This window comes from Bacillus sp. FJAT-42376 (genome assembly GCF_003816055.1).
Taxonomy (GTDB): domain Bacteria; phylum Bacillota; class Bacilli; order Bacillales; family Bacillaceae; genus Metabacillus_B.
On record NZ_CP033906.1, the window covers coordinates 2,943,188 to 2,963,576 of the forward strand.

Genomic DNA, 20,389 nt, shown 5'->3' on the forward strand with positions numbered 1-20,389 from the left:
ACCGGCCAAGACCGAGGTTACCGACCCCTCCCTCCGCCAGCAGCGTCGTGTTGATTATATGAGCGATAATACAACGGTATGTAAACGAACGCAACAAAAAGCGCCTTCTCTATTCCGCAGAGAGGGCGCTTATGCTATAATGCTCTCGAGTATTTGCGTGAGAATTCACCGGAATCTGGCCGGAAAATTCATCGGAATCTCGACGAGAAACTTATCGCAGTAAGACCGTACAAACCGTGTTATGAAGCCATATGCTCCAGACGAAGCTTATCCGCAACCATCGCAATGAATTCGGAGTTGGTCGGCTTTGCTTTTGTCATGCTGACCGTGTAGCCGAATAATGAGGAGATGGATTCGATATTGCCCCTGCTCCATGCTACTTCAATCGCATGGCGGATCGCCCGTTCAACACGGCTTGCAGTTGTATTGTACTTTTTTGCAATATCCGGATAAAGAACTTTCGTAATAGAGCCAAGCAGTTCAATATCGTTGTACACCATTGAAATGGCTTCGCGCAAATACAAATATCCTTTAATATGGGCAGGCACTCCAATTTCATGGATGATGCTTGTGATATTGGCATCCAGGTTTCTAGATTTATTTTCAGGTTTTGAGCTGAGGATGGAGTTGGATGATCTTTTCATAACCGGCGCTGCGTTTCCGCTCACCTGACGGATATGGCTCGCAAGGTTTTCCATATCGAAAGGCTTAAGAATAAAATAGGAGGCTCCAAGGTCAACCGCTTTTTTCGTAACATCTTCCTGGCCGAATGCCGTCAGCATAATTACGTTTGGCTGTTTTTCCAGATTCAGGTCTCTAAGCTTTTCCAATACGGCTAACCCGTCAAGATGAGGCATAATGATATCAAGAACGAGCACATCCGGTTTCTTTTCCTCCAGCATTTGCAGACATTCTTGTCCATTATACGCTACCCCTTGCACTTCCATATCATTCTGGCTTGAGATGTATTCCTCTAAAAGCCCCACTAGCTCACGATTATCATCCACGATACATACTTTTATTTTATTCACCATTTTTCCTCCTCAGTCTTCAATTCCCATAAGGTATGGTCATCTAAAAGAAGTTTTCGACAATCATGAATAAAACACCTCTAAATTTTTGAAAAAAATTCAAAATTTAAATATATCTCTGTTTTTCTCCATTTTACTCACAATTTCGACTTAAAACACAATTTGACTTTTAAATTTTCTGACAATTTTGTCGAAAAATCTTTCTATGGATATTGTACCCAATATTTCATGATAAATAAAGGACTTTCTATCTGTTTTTCCGTCTTATAAGGAGTCCTGTGCAAAACCTTAAGTATTTAAGACGGGCACGTGGAAGAAAACAAAAACCCGGGATGCATGCGAGTGCTCCCGGGTTTTTATATCTATTGCAAACTTTAGCCTAGCTTGCAGCTTGTGCTTTATCCTTATAGAGATTGATCCCCGCCTCATTCAGCATCCATTCAATATGGACTCCGTAGCCGGAAGTCGGATCATTTACAAATACGTGTGTGACGGCTCCGATTACTTTTCCATTCTGAATGATGGGACTTCCGCTCATTCCCTGCACGATCCCGCCTGTCTTTGCAAGCAGTCTTGGATCGGTCACTTTAAGAACAAGTCCTTTTGTGGCCGGGAACTTTTGAGGAATGGTGCTGACGATTTTCACATCGAATTCCTCGACTTTATCATCTTCCACAACGGTCAGAATTTTAGCCGGTCCCTCTTTTACTTCATGGGACAGGGCAACCGGCATCGGTTTATCTGCAATACCGTTTTTCATTCCCTTATTTAATTTTCCGAAGATGCCAAAGGGACTGTTTCTTGAAATGTCGCCTATAATGACACGGTCACTCGAAAACCTCGCAATTTTTTCTCCCGGATTGCCATTGTTTCCTTTTTCAATCGCTGTCACAGTGGATCTCATTACTTCGCCGTCATGGACGACAATCGGTTTTTTTGTATCCATATCCGATATAACGTGGCCAAGCGCCCCGTATTTTTGTGATTGCGGTTCAATAAACGTCATCGTGCCAATTCCAGCGGCTGAATCCCGAATATACAACCCGATTCGGTACGCTTGTTCGTTTTCATCTTTTAAAGGATAAAGCTTCGTTTTGTGTGAACGATTGTTTCTGAAGATGACGAGACTAAGCGGTTTCCCCGTTTTGCCAGAGGATTGAATAAAAGGTGTTACGTCACTCATCTCTTCTATTTTTGTTCCGTCTATTTCTGTAATGATATCTCCAACCTGCACTCCGGCTATTTCGCCAGGAGACTGTTTTCCTTTGGCCGTGTTCACCTGATGATGGCCTACAACCAGCACCCCAAGGGTGTTAAGCTTGACTCCGATCGATTGGCCTCCGGGTATAATCTTCAAATCAGGAAGAACCCTTACAGCTGTCTTTTTGACAGGAACTCCGCCCCACTCAAAAACGACGCTTGACGTACCTGGTTTTTCACCGGTTACCTTTACCTCAGAATCCATTTGCTCAACCCTGAAGGCGTCTGTATGAGGAATGGAGGCTGCTGGTATGGAGGAAGCAAAACTGGCGGATTGGCTTTCAAAGACGGTCATGTTTTTCGGGAGCTGCATGTATTCTTTCACAGGTTTAAGAAAACCTATACTTATTAAAGATACAAGGAGAATTACACCAATTATTTTTCTTATTTTTTCTAAAGCCACTACTTCACTCTCCTCGCTCCTTACCCACACTCCATATGAAATGGCTACATTCATTACTTTTGCCTTCAAGAGGCTGGTTTATAACCCGCAAAGAGAGAAAAAGTTGATTAAAACGAGGCATATATGGGAATTATATGATTTTTTTGTGATACATGGGCAAAATAAAACTGTCCGGGGCCTGAAAGGCCCCGGACAGCTGATTATTTTTTAGAAGAGCTGGCAAGTGACAGCAGTTCTTTCGCATGCTGTCTGGTTAAGTCCGTCACCTCAACCCCTGCAATCATGCGGCCAATTTCCCTGACTTTCTCATCGTCTGACAAAGGTTTGACACTCGTCTTTGTCCTCCCCTTTTTCGTTTCTTTTGAAATGAAAAGGTGGGTATCAGCCATCGCTGCCACCTGAGGAAGATGTGTGATGCAAAGCACTTGGGAACCGATGGATACCCTAAAAATCTTTTCTGCAATGGATTGGGCGACTCTCCCGCTTACACCGGTGTCAACTTCATCAAAAATAATGGATGTTACACCTTGATGTCTTGAAAATATACTTTTCATCGCCAGCATAATTCTGGATAGTTCTCCGCCTGAAGCGGTTTTTGATAAAGGCTTCAACGGTTCCCCCGGGTTAGTGGAGATGTAGAATTCAATATAATCGGCACCATCCGCCGTGAATTTTACAGACTCCCCATCCAGTTCAGGATCATCTTTTCCTCCCGGTCTTCGGCTGAAGACTACATCGAATGAGGATTTGTCCATGTAAAGCTCTTTCAGCTCCCGATGTATGTCTGCGGAAAGTTTTTTCGCTGCCTGCTTTCTGACAGAGGTCAAGTTTTCCGCCTCTACTTTCATATCCATAAATAAGGAAGACAGTTCCGATTTCATCTTGTGAACATGGCTATCCCTGTTCGTGAGGGTTTCGATTTCTTCCTCGATTTTTGCTGAATACGCTAATATTTCTTCAACAGAATTTCCATATTTTCTTTTTAAATAGCTGATCTCGTTCAGCCGGCCTTCAATAAAGTTCAGCCTTTCAGGATCATATTCCAGCTCATCAAGCTGCGAACGAAGCTGATAGGACAAGTCCTCCAAGATGTAAAAGCTGTTGGACATGCTTTCCGACATGGTTTTAAGGGATTCATTAATAGACGAGACATCCTCGAGACTGCTCATGGCAAGACCTGTCCAGTCCAGCCCCCTCTGTTCACCGTTCAGCGCATTATACGCATTCTGCAGGGCTTCAAAAACTTTTTCGAAATTTGATATCTCTTTGCGTTCTTCCTGGAGTTTCACATCCTCTTCCGGAAGAAGTCCGGCCTCTTCAATTTCGTTCAGCTGAAATTGAATAAGATCAAGGCGGTGCGCAATTTCCTGATCATTATCGGAAAGCTGGCGGATTTTCTTTTTCAGGGCGGAATATTTCGTAAACAATTCGGTGTATGCCTCAAGAGCAGGTTCAATCTTAGCGGCACCGAATTGATCAAGAAGAGCCTGATGATGATCCTCATCCATCAATTCCTGATTATCATGCTGTCCATGAATATCAATCAGCATTCTTCCGATTTCCCTTAATATCGCAATTGTCACAAGCTTGCCGTTGACTCGGCAAATGCTTTTTCCGGAAGAAGATATATCTCTTCTCAGGACAACCATGCCGTCGCTTGCCTCAATTCCAAATTCTTCGCACTTATCCAGACACGCATGCTGATCATTTTCCAGCAAAAATAGACCTTCCAGCTCTGCTTTATTTTCCCCGTAACGGACAAATTCCGAAGATCCCCGTCCTCCGGCAAGCAAGTGAATGGCATCGATGATAATCGACTTCCCCGCCCCCGTTTCTCCGGTAAGCACGGTCAGTCCTTTTTCAAAGGAAATGGTCATTGACTCTATAATGGCAAAGTTTTTGATTGATAATTCCGCTAACAAGACAGAATTCACCTCGACTTATCATTTCTATAGTTAGAGCATTTCCAAAAATCGGCTCGTGATCTCCTCGGTCACTTCTGGAGACCGGCATATAATTAAAATGGTGTCATCTCCGCAGATGGTTCCCAATATATCATCCCAATCAAGATTATCAATCAGTGCCCCAATCGCATTGGCATTCCCGGGCAGCGTTTTCATCACAATCATATGGCCTGCAGAATCCACCTTCACGAAGGCATCGATGAGCGCACGCTTAAGCTTTGCGAGCGGGTTAAACCGCTGATCTGCCGGCAGGCTGTATTTGTAACGCCCATCGATCATCGGCACCTTCACTAAGTGAAGCTCTTTGATATCTCTGGAGACAGTGGCTTGTGTGACATTATAGCCGGCGCTTTTTAAGCGGTCGACTAAGTCATCCTGCGTTTCAATTTCATCGTGTGTGATGATTTCTCTGATTTTGATATGTCTTTGCCCTTTGTTCATGCGGCACCCCTTACTATTCTTATAGCCATCATATGTTTACACCCTCCATGTTAAAGGAAAGCTTTCAAAAAGTACATGCATTTGCCGGTTTTGGCATTCTATGTAAAAGCGGAATGAAACCAGTGTTTCATTCCGCTTCAGGCAAGGATTTCGATTTTAGCTCCTCATGCGCTCTTTTGACAACATCGGTTGTCTGAACAGGAATAACTGAGCTGCCTTCTTCTTCCTTCCCCGTCCATTTTAAGTGCAGGAGAAATTCGATATTGCCGTCTCCGCCGGTAATGGGGGAGTAAGATAGGTTCATGCAGTCAAATCCTTCTTTTAAGGCAAAATCGATCATCCCTGTAATAACGCGTTCGTGAACACCGGGATCTCTGACTATCCCTTTCTTTCCAACCTGATCCCTGCCTGCTTCAAACTGCGGTTTTACCAGGGCAAGGCAATCGCCTCCCGGAACCAGTATTTTCTTCAGCGCAGGGAGAATCAATCGAAGAGAAATAAAAGACACGTCAATCGTTGCAAGCTCGGGAAGCCCTTCCTGAAAATCAGCAGCCTCCGCATAACGGAAATTGGTTCTTTCCATGACAATGACCCTCGGGTCCTGTCTAAGCTTCCACGCAAGCTGATTATAGCCTACATCCACTGCATACGATTTTATCGCTCCGTTCTGAAGGGCGCAATCCGTAAAGCCTCCAGTGGATGAACCGATATCAATCATGATTTTGCCTTCTGCCTGTACGTCGAACTGCTGAAGGGCCTTCTCGAGCTTCAGCCCTCCTCTGCTCACATATGGAAGCACTTTTCCTTTTATCGTCAGCGGAAGATCCCGGTCTACTTTTTCTCCGGGTTTATCCAATCTCATTTCATTTGCGAAAACAAGTCCTGCCATAACAGCTCTTTTCGCTTTTTCTCTCGTCTCCATTAATCCTTTTTCGACGAGAAGTACATCCAAACGCTCTTTTTTACTCATTATTATGCCCTTTTTTCTTTAAGTGGTGTGATTTTTTTTATAGCTGCTACTGTTTGTTCAGTCGTCATACCAATTTCATTTAGCAGCTTTGATACGCTGCCGTGTTCAATAAAACGGTCCGGAATTCCCATTCGTTCGATAACGGCATGATGATACTGGCGTTCATGGGCAAACTCAAGCACTGCACTTCCGAAACCGCCCTGAAGAACAGCTTCCTCAATTGTCAGGATCGGCATATTTTTTCTCAATAGCCCTTCAAGCATTTCCTCATCCATAGGTTTTATGAAACGCGCATTAACGACTTTAACAGAAACGTTCTGTTTCTCTAAAAGCTCTGCTGCTTCCATGGCCATTTCAATGGTCGTGCCAAATGTAAGGATAGCTGCATCGCTGCCTTCGCGCAGCACTTCCCAAGAGCCAATCGGAATTTGTTTCAGCTCTTCATCCATTTTTACTCCAAGCCCGTTTCCGCGCGGATAGCGCATTGCAATTGGGCCGTCATCGTACGTTAGAGCTGTATGGACCATATGCTGGCCTTCATTTTCATCTTTTGGCATCATGAGCACCATGTTCGGAAGATGCCGCATAAAGGCAATATCAAATACACCCTGATGGGTCTCTCCATCAGCTCCCACAAGGCCTGCCCGGTCAATGCCAAAGAAAACATTTAAGTTCTGGCGGCAAACATCGTGAACGACCTGGTCATAAGCCCGCTGCAGGAAGGTGGAATAAATCGCCAGAAACGGCTTCATATCCTGGGTTGCAAGTCCGGCAGCCATCGTAACCGCATGCTGCTCGGCAATTCCTACATCATACATGCGGTCCGGGAATTCTTCCGCAAATCCAAGCAGTTTTGATCCTACAGGCATTGCAGGCGTGACGGCCACAACTCTGCTGTCCTCTCTTGCAATTTTCCGGACGGTTTCACTGACTAATCCACTCCAGGAAGGAGCGGTGATAACAGGCTTGACGAAATCGCCGGTTTCAATTTTATAGGCTGGTGTACCATGCCAATTCCCCTGTTTGTCAGCTTCTGCCGGCAGATAGCCTTTGCCCTTTTTCGTAATGACATGCATAAGGACGGGGCCTTTTGTTTTTTTAGCGTAGGCGAGATTTTCCAGAAGCGCATCGTAATTATGGCCATCAATTGGCCCAAGGTAAGTGAACCCCAGTTCCTCAAAAAACACGCCGGATACAAGAAGATATTTTAAGCTGTCTTTAATCCGCTCCGCAGTGGCAGCAAGTGCCCCTCCAACAGCCGGAATCCGCTTCAGCAGAAGCTCCAGTTCGTCTTTTGCCCACTGGTATTTGCCCGCTGTGCGAAGGCGGCCGAGGACGTTATGAAGGGCGCCAACGTTTGGCGCGATCGACATTTCATTGTCATTCAGAATGACAATCATATCCTTCTGTTCGTGTCCGATATGGTTGAGCGCTTCCAGGGCCATTCCGCCTGTAAGAGCACCGTCTCCGATAATCGGCACAATATAATCGCCGGTCTTTTTCAAATCTCTTGCAAGGACCATTCCCATAGCCGCTGAAAGAGAGGTAGAGCTGTGCCCGGTTTCCCAGACGTCATGTTCGCTTTCGCTTCTTTTAGGGAAACCGCAAAGCCCCTGATATTGTCTCAAGCTGTCAAATTCGCCTGCACGGCCTGTTAAAATTTTATGAACGTATGATTGATGTCCGACATCCCATAAAAATTTATCTTTCGGACTGTCAAAAACCTTGTGCAAAGCAATGGTCAACTCAACTACTCCCAGGTTCGGGCCGATATGCCCGCCAGTAGCAGCCAGTTTTTCAATTAAAAATTGCCGGATTTCAGCACTTAGTTTTTCGAGTTCATTATTTGAAAGCTTTTTCAGGAACCTTGGATTTTTAATCGATAATAGATCCAATTGGATCACTCACTTTCGGTAGTTTCTATATTTGCCGTATCTTTTTGTTTTATCCTATAATCCCCATGTTAAACTACTTTTCCCCTAAAGGAAATCTTTATGGAACCTGAACCATTATATCAGTGTGCGGCTGAAAATCAATGGCGGTTCCCGTCCATTCGTTTTCAGCAGAAAAACGAAAGCCGCTAGCACTTAAGTGTTAACGGCTGTAAGAGGAAAATATGATGTCCTAAACAACCCATTTTATTTAGGACATTATAGCACAAAATTTAAAAACAGGCTCTTTTTCCTATCACTCAAGACTCTCTGAGTGCAATAAGGTCCGTCAGATCCTGCAGGAACGTTTGATGCATACCAAGGTCCGCCAGTACATTTTTCGCAAGAGCAATATGGGTTTCCAGCTTATCCTTTGCCCCATCGATGGCCAGCAAAGAAGGATACGTTGTTTTATGATTGCCTGTATCCGAACCAACGGGTTTGCCGATTTTATCTACTGTCCCTTCAATATCCAAAATATCGTCTCTAATTTGGAAGGCAATTCCGATGTGCTGGCCGAATGCTCTTATTTTTTCCACTTCCGGCTCTTCAGCATCAGCGAGGATTGCGCCTGCAACAAGACTGAAGGTTAGAAGCTTTGCTGTTTTATGCATATGTATATACTCCAGGTCTTCCAATGAAAGGGTTTTTCCTTCCCCCTCCATGTCTGCCACTTGTCCGCCGACCATTCCTTCCGCCCCTGCTGCATGGACGAGTTCAGAAATAAGGCGGAGTTTTTTCTCAGGACTCAAAGTTTCATGAGACATAACCGCCTGAAAACTTTGCGTTAAAAGCCCGTCTCCGGCCAAAACGGCAAGAGCTTCTCCGTACACCTTATGATTAGTCGGTTTGCCTCTCCTAAGATCATCATCATCCATGCATGGCAGATCGTCATGAATTAATGAATAGGTATGAATCATTTCCACTGCGCATGCAGCAGGCAGTCCGAGTGATTCTTCTTTTCCAAAGGCCTTGAGAGCGGCAAGAATCAGGATGGGTCTAAGACGTTTTCCTCCTGCATTAAGGGAATATAGCATCGCTTCTTTAAGCGATTCGGGTGCCTTCAGTTTTTCTATATAAAGCGGCAGCTCTCTTTCCACTAACGCTTTTCTGCTTGCCATAAAATCCTTAAACAATTCGGACAAGTTATTCTTCCTCCTGAATTTCGAAAGGCTCAAGCTCTCCGCCTTCACGAAGAATATAATCCATTTGTTTCTCCACTTTTTGAAGTTTATCGTGGCAAAGCTTCGAAAGCTTCATACCGTCTTGAAAAAAGCTGATGGCCTTCTCAAGCGGCACATCCCCCTCTTCAAGCTTTCCGACAATTTCTTCAAGCTGTTCCATCGCCTCTTCAAATGAAAGCTCTTCAGCAGCCGTTTTTTTACTCATCGTTTCTCTCCACCTTCTCCATGACTTCACATAAAAGGGTTCCATCCTGAAGTCTTACTGTTACTTTGTCTCCCTCAGATGTACCGTTGACGGATTTAATCAGCCGATCTTCTTTATAAACCAGGCTGTATCCCCGCTCCATAATCCTTAAAGGATTAAGCGCATTAAGTTTTTCAAGGGAATGCTGAAACTCTTTTTGCTTTCCGGCAAGAATTTGGGACATCTCTCTCGTGAGGGCTCTCACAGTCTGCTCATGGCGCTGCACAGCAGCATTTGCCTGCGTTCTTGGATGAACACGCTGCAGGCGGCGTTCGTTATTTTGAAACCGGTCTTTCTTTAGATGGAGGGTCCTCGTTATTTCCTTCTGTAAACTTTCAACCAAACCATCGAGCTGCTGTTCTTTTTGTTCATAAAGCTGCTTCGGGTATCGGAATGCATAGGACCTCATATAGGATTTAAGCCGCTCTTGATCCTTTGTGACCTTTTCCTGAATCGCTCTCATTAACCTGGCCTTGCGAACCGATACTTTTTCCAGAAGATCTGCAAAATGAGGAACAGCGAGCTCTGCAGCCCCGGTCGGAGTAGGAGCCCGCAGATCGGACACAAAATCAGCAATCGTATAATCGGTCTCATGCCCGACCGCAGAGATAACGGGAACTTCAGAATCAAAAATAGCTCTGGCGACAATTTCTTCGTTAAAAGCCCAAAGCTCTTCAATGGAGCCTCCGCCGCGGCCAACAATCAGCGTATCAATGGTGCCCATGCGATTTGCCTCTTTAATTGCTGAAGCCACTGATTTGCCGGCATTCACTCCCTGGACCAGGGCAGGAAGAATGATGACTTTCACAAGCGGATATCTTCTTTTAACCGTAATTAAAATATCCCTTATGGCAGCGCCGGTCGGAGAAGTCACTACCCCGATCGTCTGCGGAAATGCCGGAATAGGCTTTTTGAACTTTTCGTCAAAAAGCCCTTCCTTTTGCAGATTTCTCTTTAGTTCTTCGTAAGCAAGGTACAAACTCCCGATTCCGTCCGGCTGCATTTCCTTTGCATAAATCTGATACTGTCCGCTTTGTTCATACACACTGATTTCTCCGCGGAGAAGGACTTTCATCCCGTTTTCAGGGCGGAATTTCATATTTTTATTCTGACTTGAAAACATGACACCCAAAATACGGGACTGCTCGTCCTTCAAAGTGAAATAAAGATGACCCCTTGAATGAATTTTCACATTGGAAAGTTCACCTTTCACCCATATATCACGGAGATGCGGGTCCACATCAAACTTTCTTTTGATATATTTTGTCAAGGCTGTTACCGTTACATGCTTTATTTCGCTCATGGCGCCCCTCCTTTCCATCCTGCAGATGCAGGTTAAAGAAGCGTATTTTTAGCTGCTTCTACTGTATTATGGGCGAGCATTGTGATGGTCATAGGCCCTACTCCGCCTGGTACAGGAGTGATATAGGAAGCGACTTCCTTCGCTTCTTCAAATGCCACATCACCGCAAAGCTTTCCTTGTTCATTGCGGTTCATGCCAACGTCAATCACGACGGCACCCGGTTTGATATCGTTCCCAGTAATCAGATTAGCGCGTCCAGCCGCCACAACTAATATATCCGCCTGCCTTGTCATGTCAGATAAGTTTTCTGTTCTGGAATGACAATAAGAAACAGTGGCATTCTCTTTAAGCAAAAGCTGCCCTACGGGTTTCCCGACAATATTGCTTCTGCCGACAACCACTGCGTGTTTGCCAGCAGGGGTAATCCCCTTAATGCGCAGCATTTCCATTATTCCTGCTGGAGTGCAGGACAAAAAACATTTTTGGCCTGTCAGCATTTTGCCCAGGTTTACCGGATGGAAACCGTCGACATCTTTCTCAGGGGAAATCTTTTCAATCACTGCTATCTCATCAATATGATTCGGAAGAGGAAGCTGCACAAGAATGCCGTGATAGTTCTGATCTTCATTATACTGGCCAATTACATCGAGAAGTTCTTCCTCTGTTAGTGATTCGGGGAATTGTTCCAATTTAAACCGGATGCCGATCTCCTCGGAAGCCTTCTTTTTCCCTTTTATGTAAGAAAGAGATGCAGGGTTGTCACCTACAAGAATAATCACAAGCCCCGGATGCACCCCTTTTTGCTTCAGTGCCGTTACTTCGTTTGCCAGACTATCTCTCGTTTGTTTTGCTATTTCTGTTCCGCTGATGATTGAAGCAGTCATTTTGCCTTCCTCCAAACTGTTTAGATGGTTTCAATGTCTTTTCTAATGTTAGAAAGTACCCCATTTACAAAACGGCTTGATTGATCGTCACCAAATGCTTTTGCCAGTTCAATCGCTTCGTCAATTGAAACAGAAGCCGGAATCCCATCTTCATATTTCATCTCATAAGCAGCCAGACGAAGAATGCCTCTGTCAACATTTGCAAGTCTATCCAGCTTCCAATTAACAAGATGAGGTTTGATCAATGCATCAATCTCCTCTATATGAGAGATTGTTCCTGTTACAAGTTCGCGTGTAAAGGAATTAATTTCATCTTCATCGAATGCGTGCTGCAAAGCATCGGCTGGATCAATTTGGCTCACATCTATCTGAAATAATGCCTGTAAAGCTTTTTCTCGCGCTGCTCTTCTGTTCATTCTATTTCTGCTCCTTTAAAATACGTTTATGTCCATTCATTTTATCCATGTCCATGTCTAGCCAAATCATATCATAATTTTGAACGCGAATCACTTCCAAAATACGCATTTTTGCACAGGAACCGAATAAAAGCACTTTTTTCACCCTGAACATTCGTCATTTAATTTTATCGTTCTATTCATGCAAAAAGGACTGCATTAAGCAGTCCAGTTTGTAAGTGAGATAAATCCCGATTACATTTCCTGATCAATCTCTACTTCAGGAGTTTTAGTATCAAAAAGAATTCCGACAACATGCACATTAATTTCCGTTATGTCAAGAGCTGTCATCGTAAGCAAAGCCTGACGGATGTTATCCTGAATGGATTGGGCCACATTTGGAATGGATACACCAAATGCCATTGTGCAATAAATATCAATGGAAATGCCTTCTTCCGACAAATCCACTTTTACCCCTTTGCCGTGGTTTTTTTTACCAAGTCGCTCCGCTACGCCCGAAGCAAAATTACCGCGCATATTTCCTACACCTTCAACTTCAGAAGCGGCAATTCCTGCAATCACCTCAATGACTTCCGGTGCAATTTCCACTTTCCCAAGTGTACTGTCTTCCTGGTTCATTTCAAGTAAACGATTTTCCTTCATATGTTCCTGCACCTCCATAGGATTAAGTTTCCATTAACGGATACAATTCCAGAAACTTGGTGTTAAAATTTCCGCTTTTGAACGTTTCATGCTCCAGCAATTTCAAATGGAAAGGGATCGTTGTATATACGCCTTCAATGACAAATTCACTAAGAGCACGTCTCATTCTGGCAATCGCTTCTTCTCTTGTTTCCCCATATGTAATCAGTTTCGCAATCATGGAGTCATAGTATGGAGGAATCGAATAGCCCGGATATACTGCTGAATCAACCCGTACACCAAGTCCGCCCGGCGGCAGATACATTTCAATTTTCCCTGGAGAAGGCATAAAGTTTTTGGAAGGGTTCTCTGCATTAATACGGCATTCCATTGCCCAGCCTTTAAATTGCACATCTTCCTGCCTTAATCCGAGAGCTTCTCCAGAAGCCACTTTGATTTGCTCTTTAATCAAATCTGTACCAGTGACCATCTCTGTAACGGGATGTTCTACCTGTATTCTCGTATTCATTTCCATGAAATAGTATTTTTGTTCATTATAATCAAAAATGAACTCAACTGTTCCCGCTCCTGTATAAGCCACTGCTTCTGCAGCACGTACTGCAGCCAGTCCCATTTTTTCACGCATCTCAGGGTCCAGAGCAGGTGACGGCGATTCTTCTACGAGCTTCTGCAGCCTGCGCTGAATGGTGCAGTCACGCTCTCCAAGATGGATTGTGTTTCCATGGGAATCTGCCATAACCTGAATTTCAACATGGCGGAAATCTTCTATAAATTTTTCAATGTATACACCCGGGTTTCCAAAGGCTGTTTCTGCTTCCTGCTGTGTAATGCGGATTCCTTTTTCAAGATCCTTCTGGTCTCTTGCCACTCGGATTCCTTTTCCGCCGCCGCCTGCAGTAGCCTTTATAATAACCGGATACCCTATTTCATCCGCTAAAGAAACCGCTTCTTCTATATTTTTAATAATTCCTTTTGAGCCGGGAACAATCGGAACATTTGCTGCACGCATCGTTTCCCGCGCTACATCTTTTGTGCCCATTTTAGAAATGGCTTCCGGACTCGGCCCGACAAACGTAATGCTGCATTCTCTGCACAGCTCGGCAAAATCAGCATTTTCCGCAAGAAAACCGTATCCTGGATGAATCGCATCAGCTCCTGTTAAATTCGCGACACTGATGATATTTGTAAAGTTTAAATAGCTGTCCTTAGAAGAAGTGGGTCCAATACAATACGCTTCATCTGCAAGCTGAACGTGCAGGGCATCTCTGTCCGCTTCAGAAAAAACAGCCACCGTTTCAATTTCGAGCTCTTTGCATGCCCTAATGATTCTGACTGCTATTTCTCCCCTATTGGCAATGAGTAATTTCTTAATCATAACAGTTCGCTCCTTATTCAGGCTTTACGAGGAACAGAGGCTGGCCGTATTCTACTAGCTGACCGTTTTCCGCCAGAATTTCCACGATTTCTCCTTTAGTTTCTGCTTCAATTTCATTAAACAGCTTCATTGCTTCTACAATACATACGACGGAATCATTTTTTACTTTTGAACCGATTTCGACATAATTTCCTGACTCAGGTGATGAAGCTGCATAGAAGGTTCCAACCATTGGGGAAGTAATCTTCACCAGGTTTTCATCTTGAGCCGGAGCAGAGGTTTGCTTCTCTTCTGCTTTAGGCTGTACTTGCTCAGCCTGGTGATTGGCGGCCTGAGCCGGTGCTGCTGCCTGAACAGGTGCATCTGCCTGCGGCTGAACTGGAAGACTGTAAACAGCTTCTGGCGCTGACTTTTTCAGCAAAAGCTTTGCACCTTCATTTTCGTATGTAAATTCGTCAATTGAAGATTGGTCGATTAACTTGATCAGTTCCCGAATCTCCTGGATTTTCAACATAAACTGGCACCCCTTATTGGAAAGTTACGTGATATTTTCTAGATATTATCATCTAGTACTAAAAGCAAGTCTCATGAACATCTTACGATACTATGCAAGCTTAATTCAACTTAAATCAATCCGCTATCCGACTTTTTGATTAATCCTGATTCTTAGTCCCCTTCTCATTATAGTCGAAATATCATCTTTTTGAAACGCTCTCATTTTAATCATACTTTACATGGCAGAATCCTTCATAGCAAGGCTGCACCCGGGAGAACAGAGAAAAAGGCATCAGCCATCTGCCTATTTATCCTTTCATGATCCGGCTGAGCCTATATCCCCTTTTTCATTTCAATTAAAATAGACGCTGCTAAAGCATGATGTTGGTTTTTACCACCCGATGATTGGGGTCTCAGCGTGACAGGTGAAATACCGCAGGTGCAAAGCGTCGAGGACCGTCCGTCCCGCGCCTGCTAACTGCATTCAGCAGCCAAGTTTAACAGAGCGTAAAAATAAAATAAATCAGCCTGCACCATGTTGGCAGGCTGATGAATCCATCTATATTTACTTATTTCGCCGGCTCAAAAGAAACGGCCACATTTTCCATGCCTGCAATTTCACTTCTCACGAGCATGATAATATCATTGGCATTTGCTGCACTGTGTTTTTTCGCCTTAACCGTAACAAGCACCTGATTATCTTCCACTCTGACTAAAGCATCATCATAATCTTCTGATTTTATCAGCGTTTCAAGCGTATCTTCTTTTCCCTGTATTTCAGAAAGCTCCTTCATTTGCTCATACGCTTTGCTTTTTTGTTCTGCTGAGGCGTCTTTGCTTGCAACAATGGATTTCAGCTGGCTTTTCAGCTCACTGCGCTGGTCTTCGAGTTCCATTCTTAAGGATGTAAAGAGCTCATCGCTTTCGACTGCAGAAACAACGGTTCCATCTTCACCGGAAGCTGATTTAGCCTCGCCCTTCGAATCCGCTGCCTTCTCATTTTTCGCACTTCCAGGTAAAGCCCCTTCTGTTTTATCCTTTTGCTTTTGATCAGGATTCACAGCAGCCATTTCATTTCCTGTTCCGCCTTCAGGGGATGTAATGTAATAGACAGATAGTACGACAACTAAACTCAGCATGGTAAGCAGCCAAACCGTTTGTTTTTTTAACATCATTTTATGAAGCCTCCTTTATTTTTTTCGGAGCTACTGCAACTTTGAAGCTTTCAACCCCAAGCACCCGCGTCACAGAGTCCACGATCATTTTTTTTATTTGAACGTTGTCCGCCCCTTTGGCGACAACGAGTACACCCCTGATTGCCGGTTTCGTATATTGAAGAACAATCGGCGTTTCTTTATCGCCTTGTTTGATGATGACAATCTGTTCATCCGATTGAACATCCTCAACTTTCCTTTCGCCTCCGTCGCGGTCGGTCTCATTCGTAGTCTGACTCTGCGTATTCCGGTTTTTCTCAAGAACTTTAAGGGACGTCGCATCTACGTTAACGACCACTGAAACATCATCAATTCCACTGATGGTCTCCAGTACTTCCTTCAGCTGATTTTCATACTCCTGTTCGTAGCCTGCGATTAAATCCTTTTCTGAGTCGCCGCTCTGCTTGAAAACCTCTTGTTCCGCTGAATTCGTGGTTCCCGGAGAAGCGGCGGCCTGCTGAACTTTACTCGCCGGGCTGCTCCCCTGCCCCGTCAGGCTGCTGATCAGCATTACCCCGATACCTGCTGCGAGCAGGATCAGAATGGTTTTTGGATTGAATTTTGATTGTCCCTCGTGCTGCCCGAAGATTTTTTTCACTTTATCCATCCATGCTGTTTTTTCACTCATGAACTTGATTTTCCCCTCCTTCCGCATGAATCTGAATCTGGCTCTGATCCAGCTGCCATATTTTCGCAAGCAGCACGGTCATTTCTTCCAAACGGTTTTTGTCTATTTCCTCCTTAGGAGCCAGTTCTTTTGATGTATCAATTCGAACCGGTGTGATTGCTTCTACGGACGGCTGCTGCTTTTGGGATGCGGTGCTTAAAAATACATCAACAGACTGAACATCTTTACTGCTTTCGATCGCTTCCTGCCCATTCTGTATGTGAATGTCAATGCTGCTGATATTCATATGAAACGATTTCTCCAAATCCTCCCCGGCATCTTTTTTCATTTGGACAGCCATTTGTTCTAAAATATATGCACGCTGTGAGGCTTGTATTTCTTTTTTCTGAGATTCGATTAATTTTTTTGATTCTTCATCTTGGGATAGGTTGTTTATTTGAAACTCACTGATCAGCTTGTTAATGTCTACAGAGAATAAATTGAAAACGGGATTCAGTATGATCACAATCAGCATCAGCCCTATGACCATTTTTGCGTATTTCTGCATGGAGGAGTTTGGCAGGAGCAGATCAATCACAATCGCGAGCAGGATAAACAGCAAAATATTGGTAATCCAGCTTGTGAGAAAAGACATGTTTACCCTCCTATCGGACCATTAAAGTTAAATTCCCCGCGGCAATAATAACCGTCAGACTGAGGAAAAACATAAAAGAGACGATAGCCAGAGCCGCAAATATATAAATGACGCTTTTGCTGATAATATCGAGGCATTTGATCACAGGCCCGCCGCCCACCGGCTGAAGAATCGCTGCGGCAAATTTATAAATGAACGCCAGGGAGAGAACTTTCAGTGCCGGAAAAGCTGCAATCGCCAGCAAAATCGCCACACCTGCAATCCCTACCGTATTTTTCAACAGGACCGAGGCACTGATCACGGTATCTGTCGCATCGGTAAACATGCGTCCCAATACCGGAATAAAATTACCCGTCAGAAATTTAGCTGTTCGAATCGTAATTCCATCGGTTACGGCAGCAGACGCCCCCTGTACCGAGATGACCCCAAGGAAAATGGTAAGAAAAGTCCCGAGCAGGCCAATTCCCGCCTGCCTCATGAGCTGGGCGAGCTGGGTTACTTTGTATTGATCTGTCAAGGTGCTGACAATGCTCAAAAGCGCCGATAGAAAAAGAAGAGGCAGCACGATATGCTGAATTAAAACTCCGCTTGTATTCATTAAAAAGAGAATAACGGGATGAAAAAATGCTGCCGAAACAAGTCCACCTGATGAAGCCATCAGCGCCAGCAATAAGGGTATAAGGGCCATAATAAAGTTTGTCATAGACTGAATCGCTTCACTCGTATACTGAATAGCGATATGAAAGCTGTTCAGCGCAATAATCATCAGCACCATATAGACAAGTGCATATGCTACCTTACTGACTGTACTCTGCTGAAAAGCATTCTGAAGGAGCTGAAGCAGAACACTGAAAATCGTCAGCAAAATTAAGGTTCCCAACAGTTTTCCGTTAGCCAGAATTTCATGAAACAAATATTTCAGGAGGGCCTTCAGCCAGTCCATCAAGGAAAAGTGCTTCTCTCCCGTCACAAAATCGTATAAGCTTCCTTTTTGGCTCTCCGGCAAAAAACCGCCGTATTGAACGAGGAGCTCGTCCCAGAAATTTTTAACCTGCTCTAAATTAAGCTTGTCCGCCTGCTGTCTGATGAGCCCCTCCTGGGCGGCCGGATCCAGAACGGCAGAAGATGGATCAGGTTCAGCCGGCTCTTTGTTTTCCGGCAGGGTTTCACTGTGAATGTCTTCTGTTTGAACAGGCTCTCCGGGGACGTTTTCAAGAGCTTGTACACGGTAAGGAGCGACCATCAGAAAGCAAAAAATTAAAGCAGACAGCCATTTCATCTGTTTGCCTCCTTTCAATCAGAATTTCGGGATCATTTTGATGACCGTTTCAATAATGACGGTTAGGATCGGAATAGCCATCGTTAAAATCAGGATTTTGCCGCCCAGTTCAATCTTGGAAGCAATCGCTCCCTGGCCCGCATCCTTTGTGAGCTGGGCGCCAAATTCAGCAATATAGGCAATTCCGATTATTTTCATAATGGTTTCTACATAAATCAGGTTGACGTTTGCATTCACTGCAATTTTTTCAATCATCCGGATGATTGCATATACTTGATCTACCAGGTACAGAAAAATAACACATCCCGTAAAAACAACCAAAAGAAAGGCGAAAGTCGGCTTTTGTTCTTTTAAGACCAAAGCAAGAAATGTCGCAACTAGACCCAGACCTACAATTTGGATAATCTGAATGGAATTCCCCTCCTTACCCTTGGAAAAGAAAGACCGCTTTAATCTTTTTAAAAAGGTCATCTACAATCGATGCCACCATAAAAAGGATATAAATAAACCCCAGCAGGGTGACCCATTGCGCATATTCTTTCTTTCCCATTTGATCCAGGATCGTGTGCAGGAACGCGACAACGATTCCGATACCGGCTATTTGAAAAATGATATTTATATCGACGCCCATTTTTCCGCTCCTTCCCCGCTGCTACAGCAGAACAATCACAAGCAAAAGCCCGCTCAAAAATCCAATGCTTTTAATCATTCTTTCATATCGGTTCTGTTTTTCCCCCGCCTCCGCTTCCTCCCGTTCTAAATGGACCATCGCGAGTCTGATATGTTTTTGCTGAGAAATCAGATCATGTTTTCCAAGTGTTTCTCCGAATTGTTTCATGACCTCAAGTTCCCCTTTTTGAAGAGTACTGGCTGCTGCAAGCTGATCCAGACTCTCTTTCCATGCTGCTTTCGTGTCAATCCCCCCGCGGGATAGAATGTGTGAGAATTGCGAAAAAAATTGGGACAGCGGCTTTTCCAGCTGTTCAGATAAATCAGCCGCAGCGGCTTTTAACGGTTTTTGGCTAAAGACAATTTCTGCTTCCAGTGATTGCATCGCAACCTTCATTTCCCTAAGGAGCCTTGTCCTCTTTCCAAATCTGCCTGCGAGTTCAAACCCGATCCATGTGGAAGCAAATAGAATCATAGCAGCTCCAATCAGCTTGACCATACGATTTCCTCCTCAGTGAGGGGCATCAAATCTGATTTCAGAATACGCATGTGTCTCATACCCTGTCTCCGGCTGAGTTCCACAACCCTTTCAAATACCCCCTGCTCTAACAGAGGCTGAATGGACGGCCTTTTTGAGGCATCATGTGCCCCAAATCCATGGACGCTCACCATCACCTGCACACCTGCATGAACAGCTTCCATGATCGCATGGCAATCTTCCGCTGACCCAATTTCATCTGCCACCAGAACATCAGGACTTAGAGAACGGATCATCATCATCATCCCTTCTGCCTTAGGACATGAGTCCAAAACATCCAGCCGGTGACCAAAAGAATGCTGCGGAATGCCGTTAACAGAGCCGGCAATTTCGGAACGTTCATCCACAATCCCGACCTTCATGCTCCTCCTCTCCTGATCCCCTGTACTGATGACACGGGCTATATCTCTAAGGAGGGTCGTCTTCCCTGTTTGGGGCGGTCCTATAATCAGCGTATTCAGCCAGCGGCGTTCATACAAAAAAGGAATCAGCGGTTCGCCTGCTCCTATTTTTTGTCTGGCTACCCGGATATTGAAAGACGTGACGTCTCTAATCATTTTTACCCGCCCATTCGACGTAATGACTTTCCCCGCAAGCCCGATCCTGTGACCCCCGGAAATGGTAATGTACCCTCTGCGAAGCTCTTCCTCAAGGGTATAAATGGAGAATCCGCTTATCTCACTCAGAAGCACTTGTCCATCTTCCGGTGTAGCTGCATAAGGCAGAAAAAGATGCCGGCCGCTGAATATGACTTCAACAGGTTTATGCACCCTGATACGGATTTCTTCAAGCTTTTGCCGATTCCATTCCTCGATACCATCTACATGATGCCTAATCGACTCAGGAAGGATCCGCATAATCTCTTCCATAGAACTTTCCTCCTT

General features: G+C 44.5%; 22 protein-coding genes. All 22 read right to left on the reverse strand.

Annotated features, from left to right (window positions below):
- Nucleotides 1-239: 239 nt before the first annotated feature.
- A complete protein-coding gene (gene spo0A / locus CEF21_RS14795) occupies nt 240-1,031 on the reverse strand; it encodes a sporulation transcription factor Spo0A (protein ID WP_123920281.1) in 792 nt (263 codons plus the stop codon).
- A 379-nt stretch (nt 1,032-1,410) separates the two neighbouring features.
- Complete coding sequence (spoIVB, locus tag CEF21_RS14800) at nt 1,411-2,694, reverse strand: SpoIVB peptidase (RefSeq protein WP_481747677.1); 1,284 nt, start codon at nt 2,692-2,694, stop codon at nt 1,411-1,413.
- Nucleotides 2,695-2,894: 200 nt separating this feature from the next.
- Nucleotides 2,895-4,616: a DNA repair protein RecN gene (gene recN / locus CEF21_RS14805; protein ID WP_123917642.1), complete on the reverse strand. Its 1,722-nt coding sequence runs from the start codon at nt 4,614-4,616 to the stop codon at nt 2,895-2,897.
- Between the two features lie 33 nt (nt 4,617-4,649).
- Entirely contained in the window at nt 4,650-5,099 is a 450-nt protein-coding gene (gene ahrC, locus CEF21_RS14810; RefSeq protein WP_123917644.1) for a transcriptional regulator AhrC/ArgR, read from the reverse strand.
- Nucleotides 5,100-5,226: 127 nt separating this feature from the next.
- Nucleotides 5,227-6,072, reverse strand: coding sequence for a TlyA family RNA methyltransferase (locus tag CEF21_RS14815; RefSeq protein WP_123917646.1), 846 nt, complete (start codon nt 6,070-6,072; stop codon nt 5,227-5,229).
- Nucleotides 6,072-7,964 carry a 1-deoxy-D-xylulose-5-phosphate synthase gene (gene dxs, locus CEF21_RS14820; RefSeq protein WP_123917648.1) on the reverse strand — a complete coding sequence of 631 codons (1,893 nt, stop codon included), beginning with the start codon at nt 7,962-7,964 and terminating at the stop codon, nt 6,072-6,074. The genes CEF21_RS14815 and dxs overlap by 1 nt, the downstream gene beginning before the upstream one ends.
- 296 nt (nt 7,965-8,260) lie before the next feature.
- The gene (locus CEF21_RS14825; RefSeq protein ID WP_481747592.1) at nt 8,261-9,145 is read right to left on the reverse strand and encodes a polyprenyl synthetase family protein; all 885 of its coding nucleotides are present in this window, start codon (nt 9,143-9,145) and stop codon (nt 8,261-8,263) included.
- 1 nt (nt 9,146) lies between these two features.
- The gene (locus CEF21_RS14830; RefSeq protein ID WP_123917650.1) at nt 9,147-9,389 is read right to left on the reverse strand and encodes an exodeoxyribonuclease VII small subunit; all 243 of its coding nucleotides are present in this window, start codon (nt 9,387-9,389) and stop codon (nt 9,147-9,149) included.
- The gene (gene xseA, locus CEF21_RS14835; protein WP_123917652.1) at nt 9,382-10,731 is read right to left on the reverse strand and encodes an exodeoxyribonuclease VII large subunit; all 1,350 of its coding nucleotides are present in this window, start codon (nt 10,729-10,731) and stop codon (nt 9,382-9,384) included. Before xseA ends, CEF21_RS14830 begins: the two co-directional genes overlap by 8 nt.
- A gap of 32 nt (nt 10,732-10,763) precedes the next feature.
- Nucleotides 10,764-11,615: a bifunctional methylenetetrahydrofolate dehydrogenase/methenyltetrahydrofolate cyclohydrolase FolD gene (gene folD / locus CEF21_RS14840; RefSeq protein WP_123917654.1), complete on the reverse strand. Its 852-nt coding sequence runs from the start codon at nt 11,613-11,615 to the stop codon at nt 10,764-10,766.
- Nucleotides 11,616-11,635: 20 nt separating this feature from the next.
- A complete protein-coding gene (gene nusB, locus CEF21_RS14845) occupies nt 11,636-12,031 on the reverse strand; it encodes a transcription antitermination factor NusB (RefSeq protein WP_123917656.1) in 396 nt (131 codons plus the stop codon).
- Nucleotides 12,032-12,265: 234 nt separating this feature from the next.
- Nucleotides 12,266-12,673, reverse strand: a complete 408-nt coding sequence (locus CEF21_RS14850; RefSeq protein ID WP_123917658.1) for an Asp23/Gls24 family envelope stress response protein — start codon at nt 12,671-12,673, stop codon at nt 12,266-12,268.
- 22 nt (nt 12,674-12,695) lie between these two features.
- The gene (accC, locus tag CEF21_RS14855) at nt 12,696-14,048 is read right to left on the reverse strand and encodes an acetyl-CoA carboxylase biotin carboxylase subunit (RefSeq protein ID WP_123917660.1); all 1,353 of its coding nucleotides are present in this window, start codon (nt 14,046-14,048) and stop codon (nt 12,696-12,698) included.
- Nucleotides 14,049-14,061: 13 nt separating this feature from the next.
- Nucleotides 14,062-14,562, reverse strand: a complete 501-nt coding sequence (gene accB, locus CEF21_RS14860; RefSeq protein ID WP_123917662.1) for an acetyl-CoA carboxylase biotin carboxyl carrier protein — start codon at nt 14,560-14,562, stop codon at nt 14,062-14,064.
- A 550-nt stretch (nt 14,563-15,112) separates the two neighbouring features.
- Nucleotides 15,113-15,715: a SpoIIIAH-like family protein gene (locus CEF21_RS14865; RefSeq protein ID WP_123920285.1), complete on the reverse strand. Its 603-nt coding sequence runs from the start codon at nt 15,713-15,715 to the stop codon at nt 15,113-15,115.
- A gap of 4 nt (nt 15,716-15,719) precedes the next feature.
- Complete coding sequence (gene spoIIIAG / locus CEF21_RS14870) at nt 15,720-16,385, reverse strand: stage III sporulation protein AG (RefSeq protein WP_123917664.1); 666 nt, start codon at nt 16,383-16,385, stop codon at nt 15,720-15,722.
- A complete protein-coding gene (spoIIIAF, locus tag CEF21_RS14875) occupies nt 16,378-17,019 on the reverse strand; it encodes a stage III sporulation protein AF (protein ID WP_123917666.1) in 642 nt (213 codons plus the stop codon). Before spoIIIAF ends, spoIIIAG begins: the two co-directional genes overlap by 8 nt.
- Nucleotides 17,020-17,029: 10 nt before the next feature.
- The gene (gene spoIIIAE, locus CEF21_RS14880; RefSeq protein WP_241156686.1) at nt 17,030-18,298 is read right to left on the reverse strand and encodes a stage III sporulation protein AE; all 1,269 of its coding nucleotides are present in this window, start codon (nt 18,296-18,298) and stop codon (nt 17,030-17,032) included.
- Between the two features lie 18 nt (nt 18,299-18,316).
- The gene (spoIIIAD, locus tag CEF21_RS14885; protein WP_123917668.1) at nt 18,317-18,769 is read right to left on the reverse strand and encodes a stage III sporulation protein AD; all 453 of its coding nucleotides are present in this window, start codon (nt 18,767-18,769) and stop codon (nt 18,317-18,319) included.
- The gene (gene spoIIIAC / locus CEF21_RS14890) at nt 18,723-18,929 is read right to left on the reverse strand and encodes a stage III sporulation protein AC (RefSeq protein WP_035404031.1); all 207 of its coding nucleotides are present in this window, start codon (nt 18,927-18,929) and stop codon (nt 18,723-18,725) included. The genes spoIIIAD and spoIIIAC overlap by 47 nt, the downstream gene beginning before the upstream one ends.
- Nucleotides 18,930-18,950: 21 nt before the next feature.
- On the reverse strand, nt 18,951-19,466 hold the full coding sequence (spoIIIAB, locus tag CEF21_RS14895) for a stage III sporulation protein SpoIIIAB (RefSeq protein ID WP_123917670.1): 516 nt from the start codon (nt 19,464-19,466) through the stop codon (nt 18,951-18,953).
- Nucleotides 19,454-20,374 carry a stage III sporulation protein AA gene (spoIIIAA, locus tag CEF21_RS14900; protein ID WP_123917672.1) on the reverse strand — a complete coding sequence of 307 codons (921 nt, stop codon included), beginning with the start codon at nt 20,372-20,374 and terminating at the stop codon, nt 19,454-19,456. Before spoIIIAA ends, spoIIIAB begins: the two co-directional genes overlap by 13 nt.
- Between the last annotated feature and the right edge of the window lie 15 nt (nt 20,375-20,389).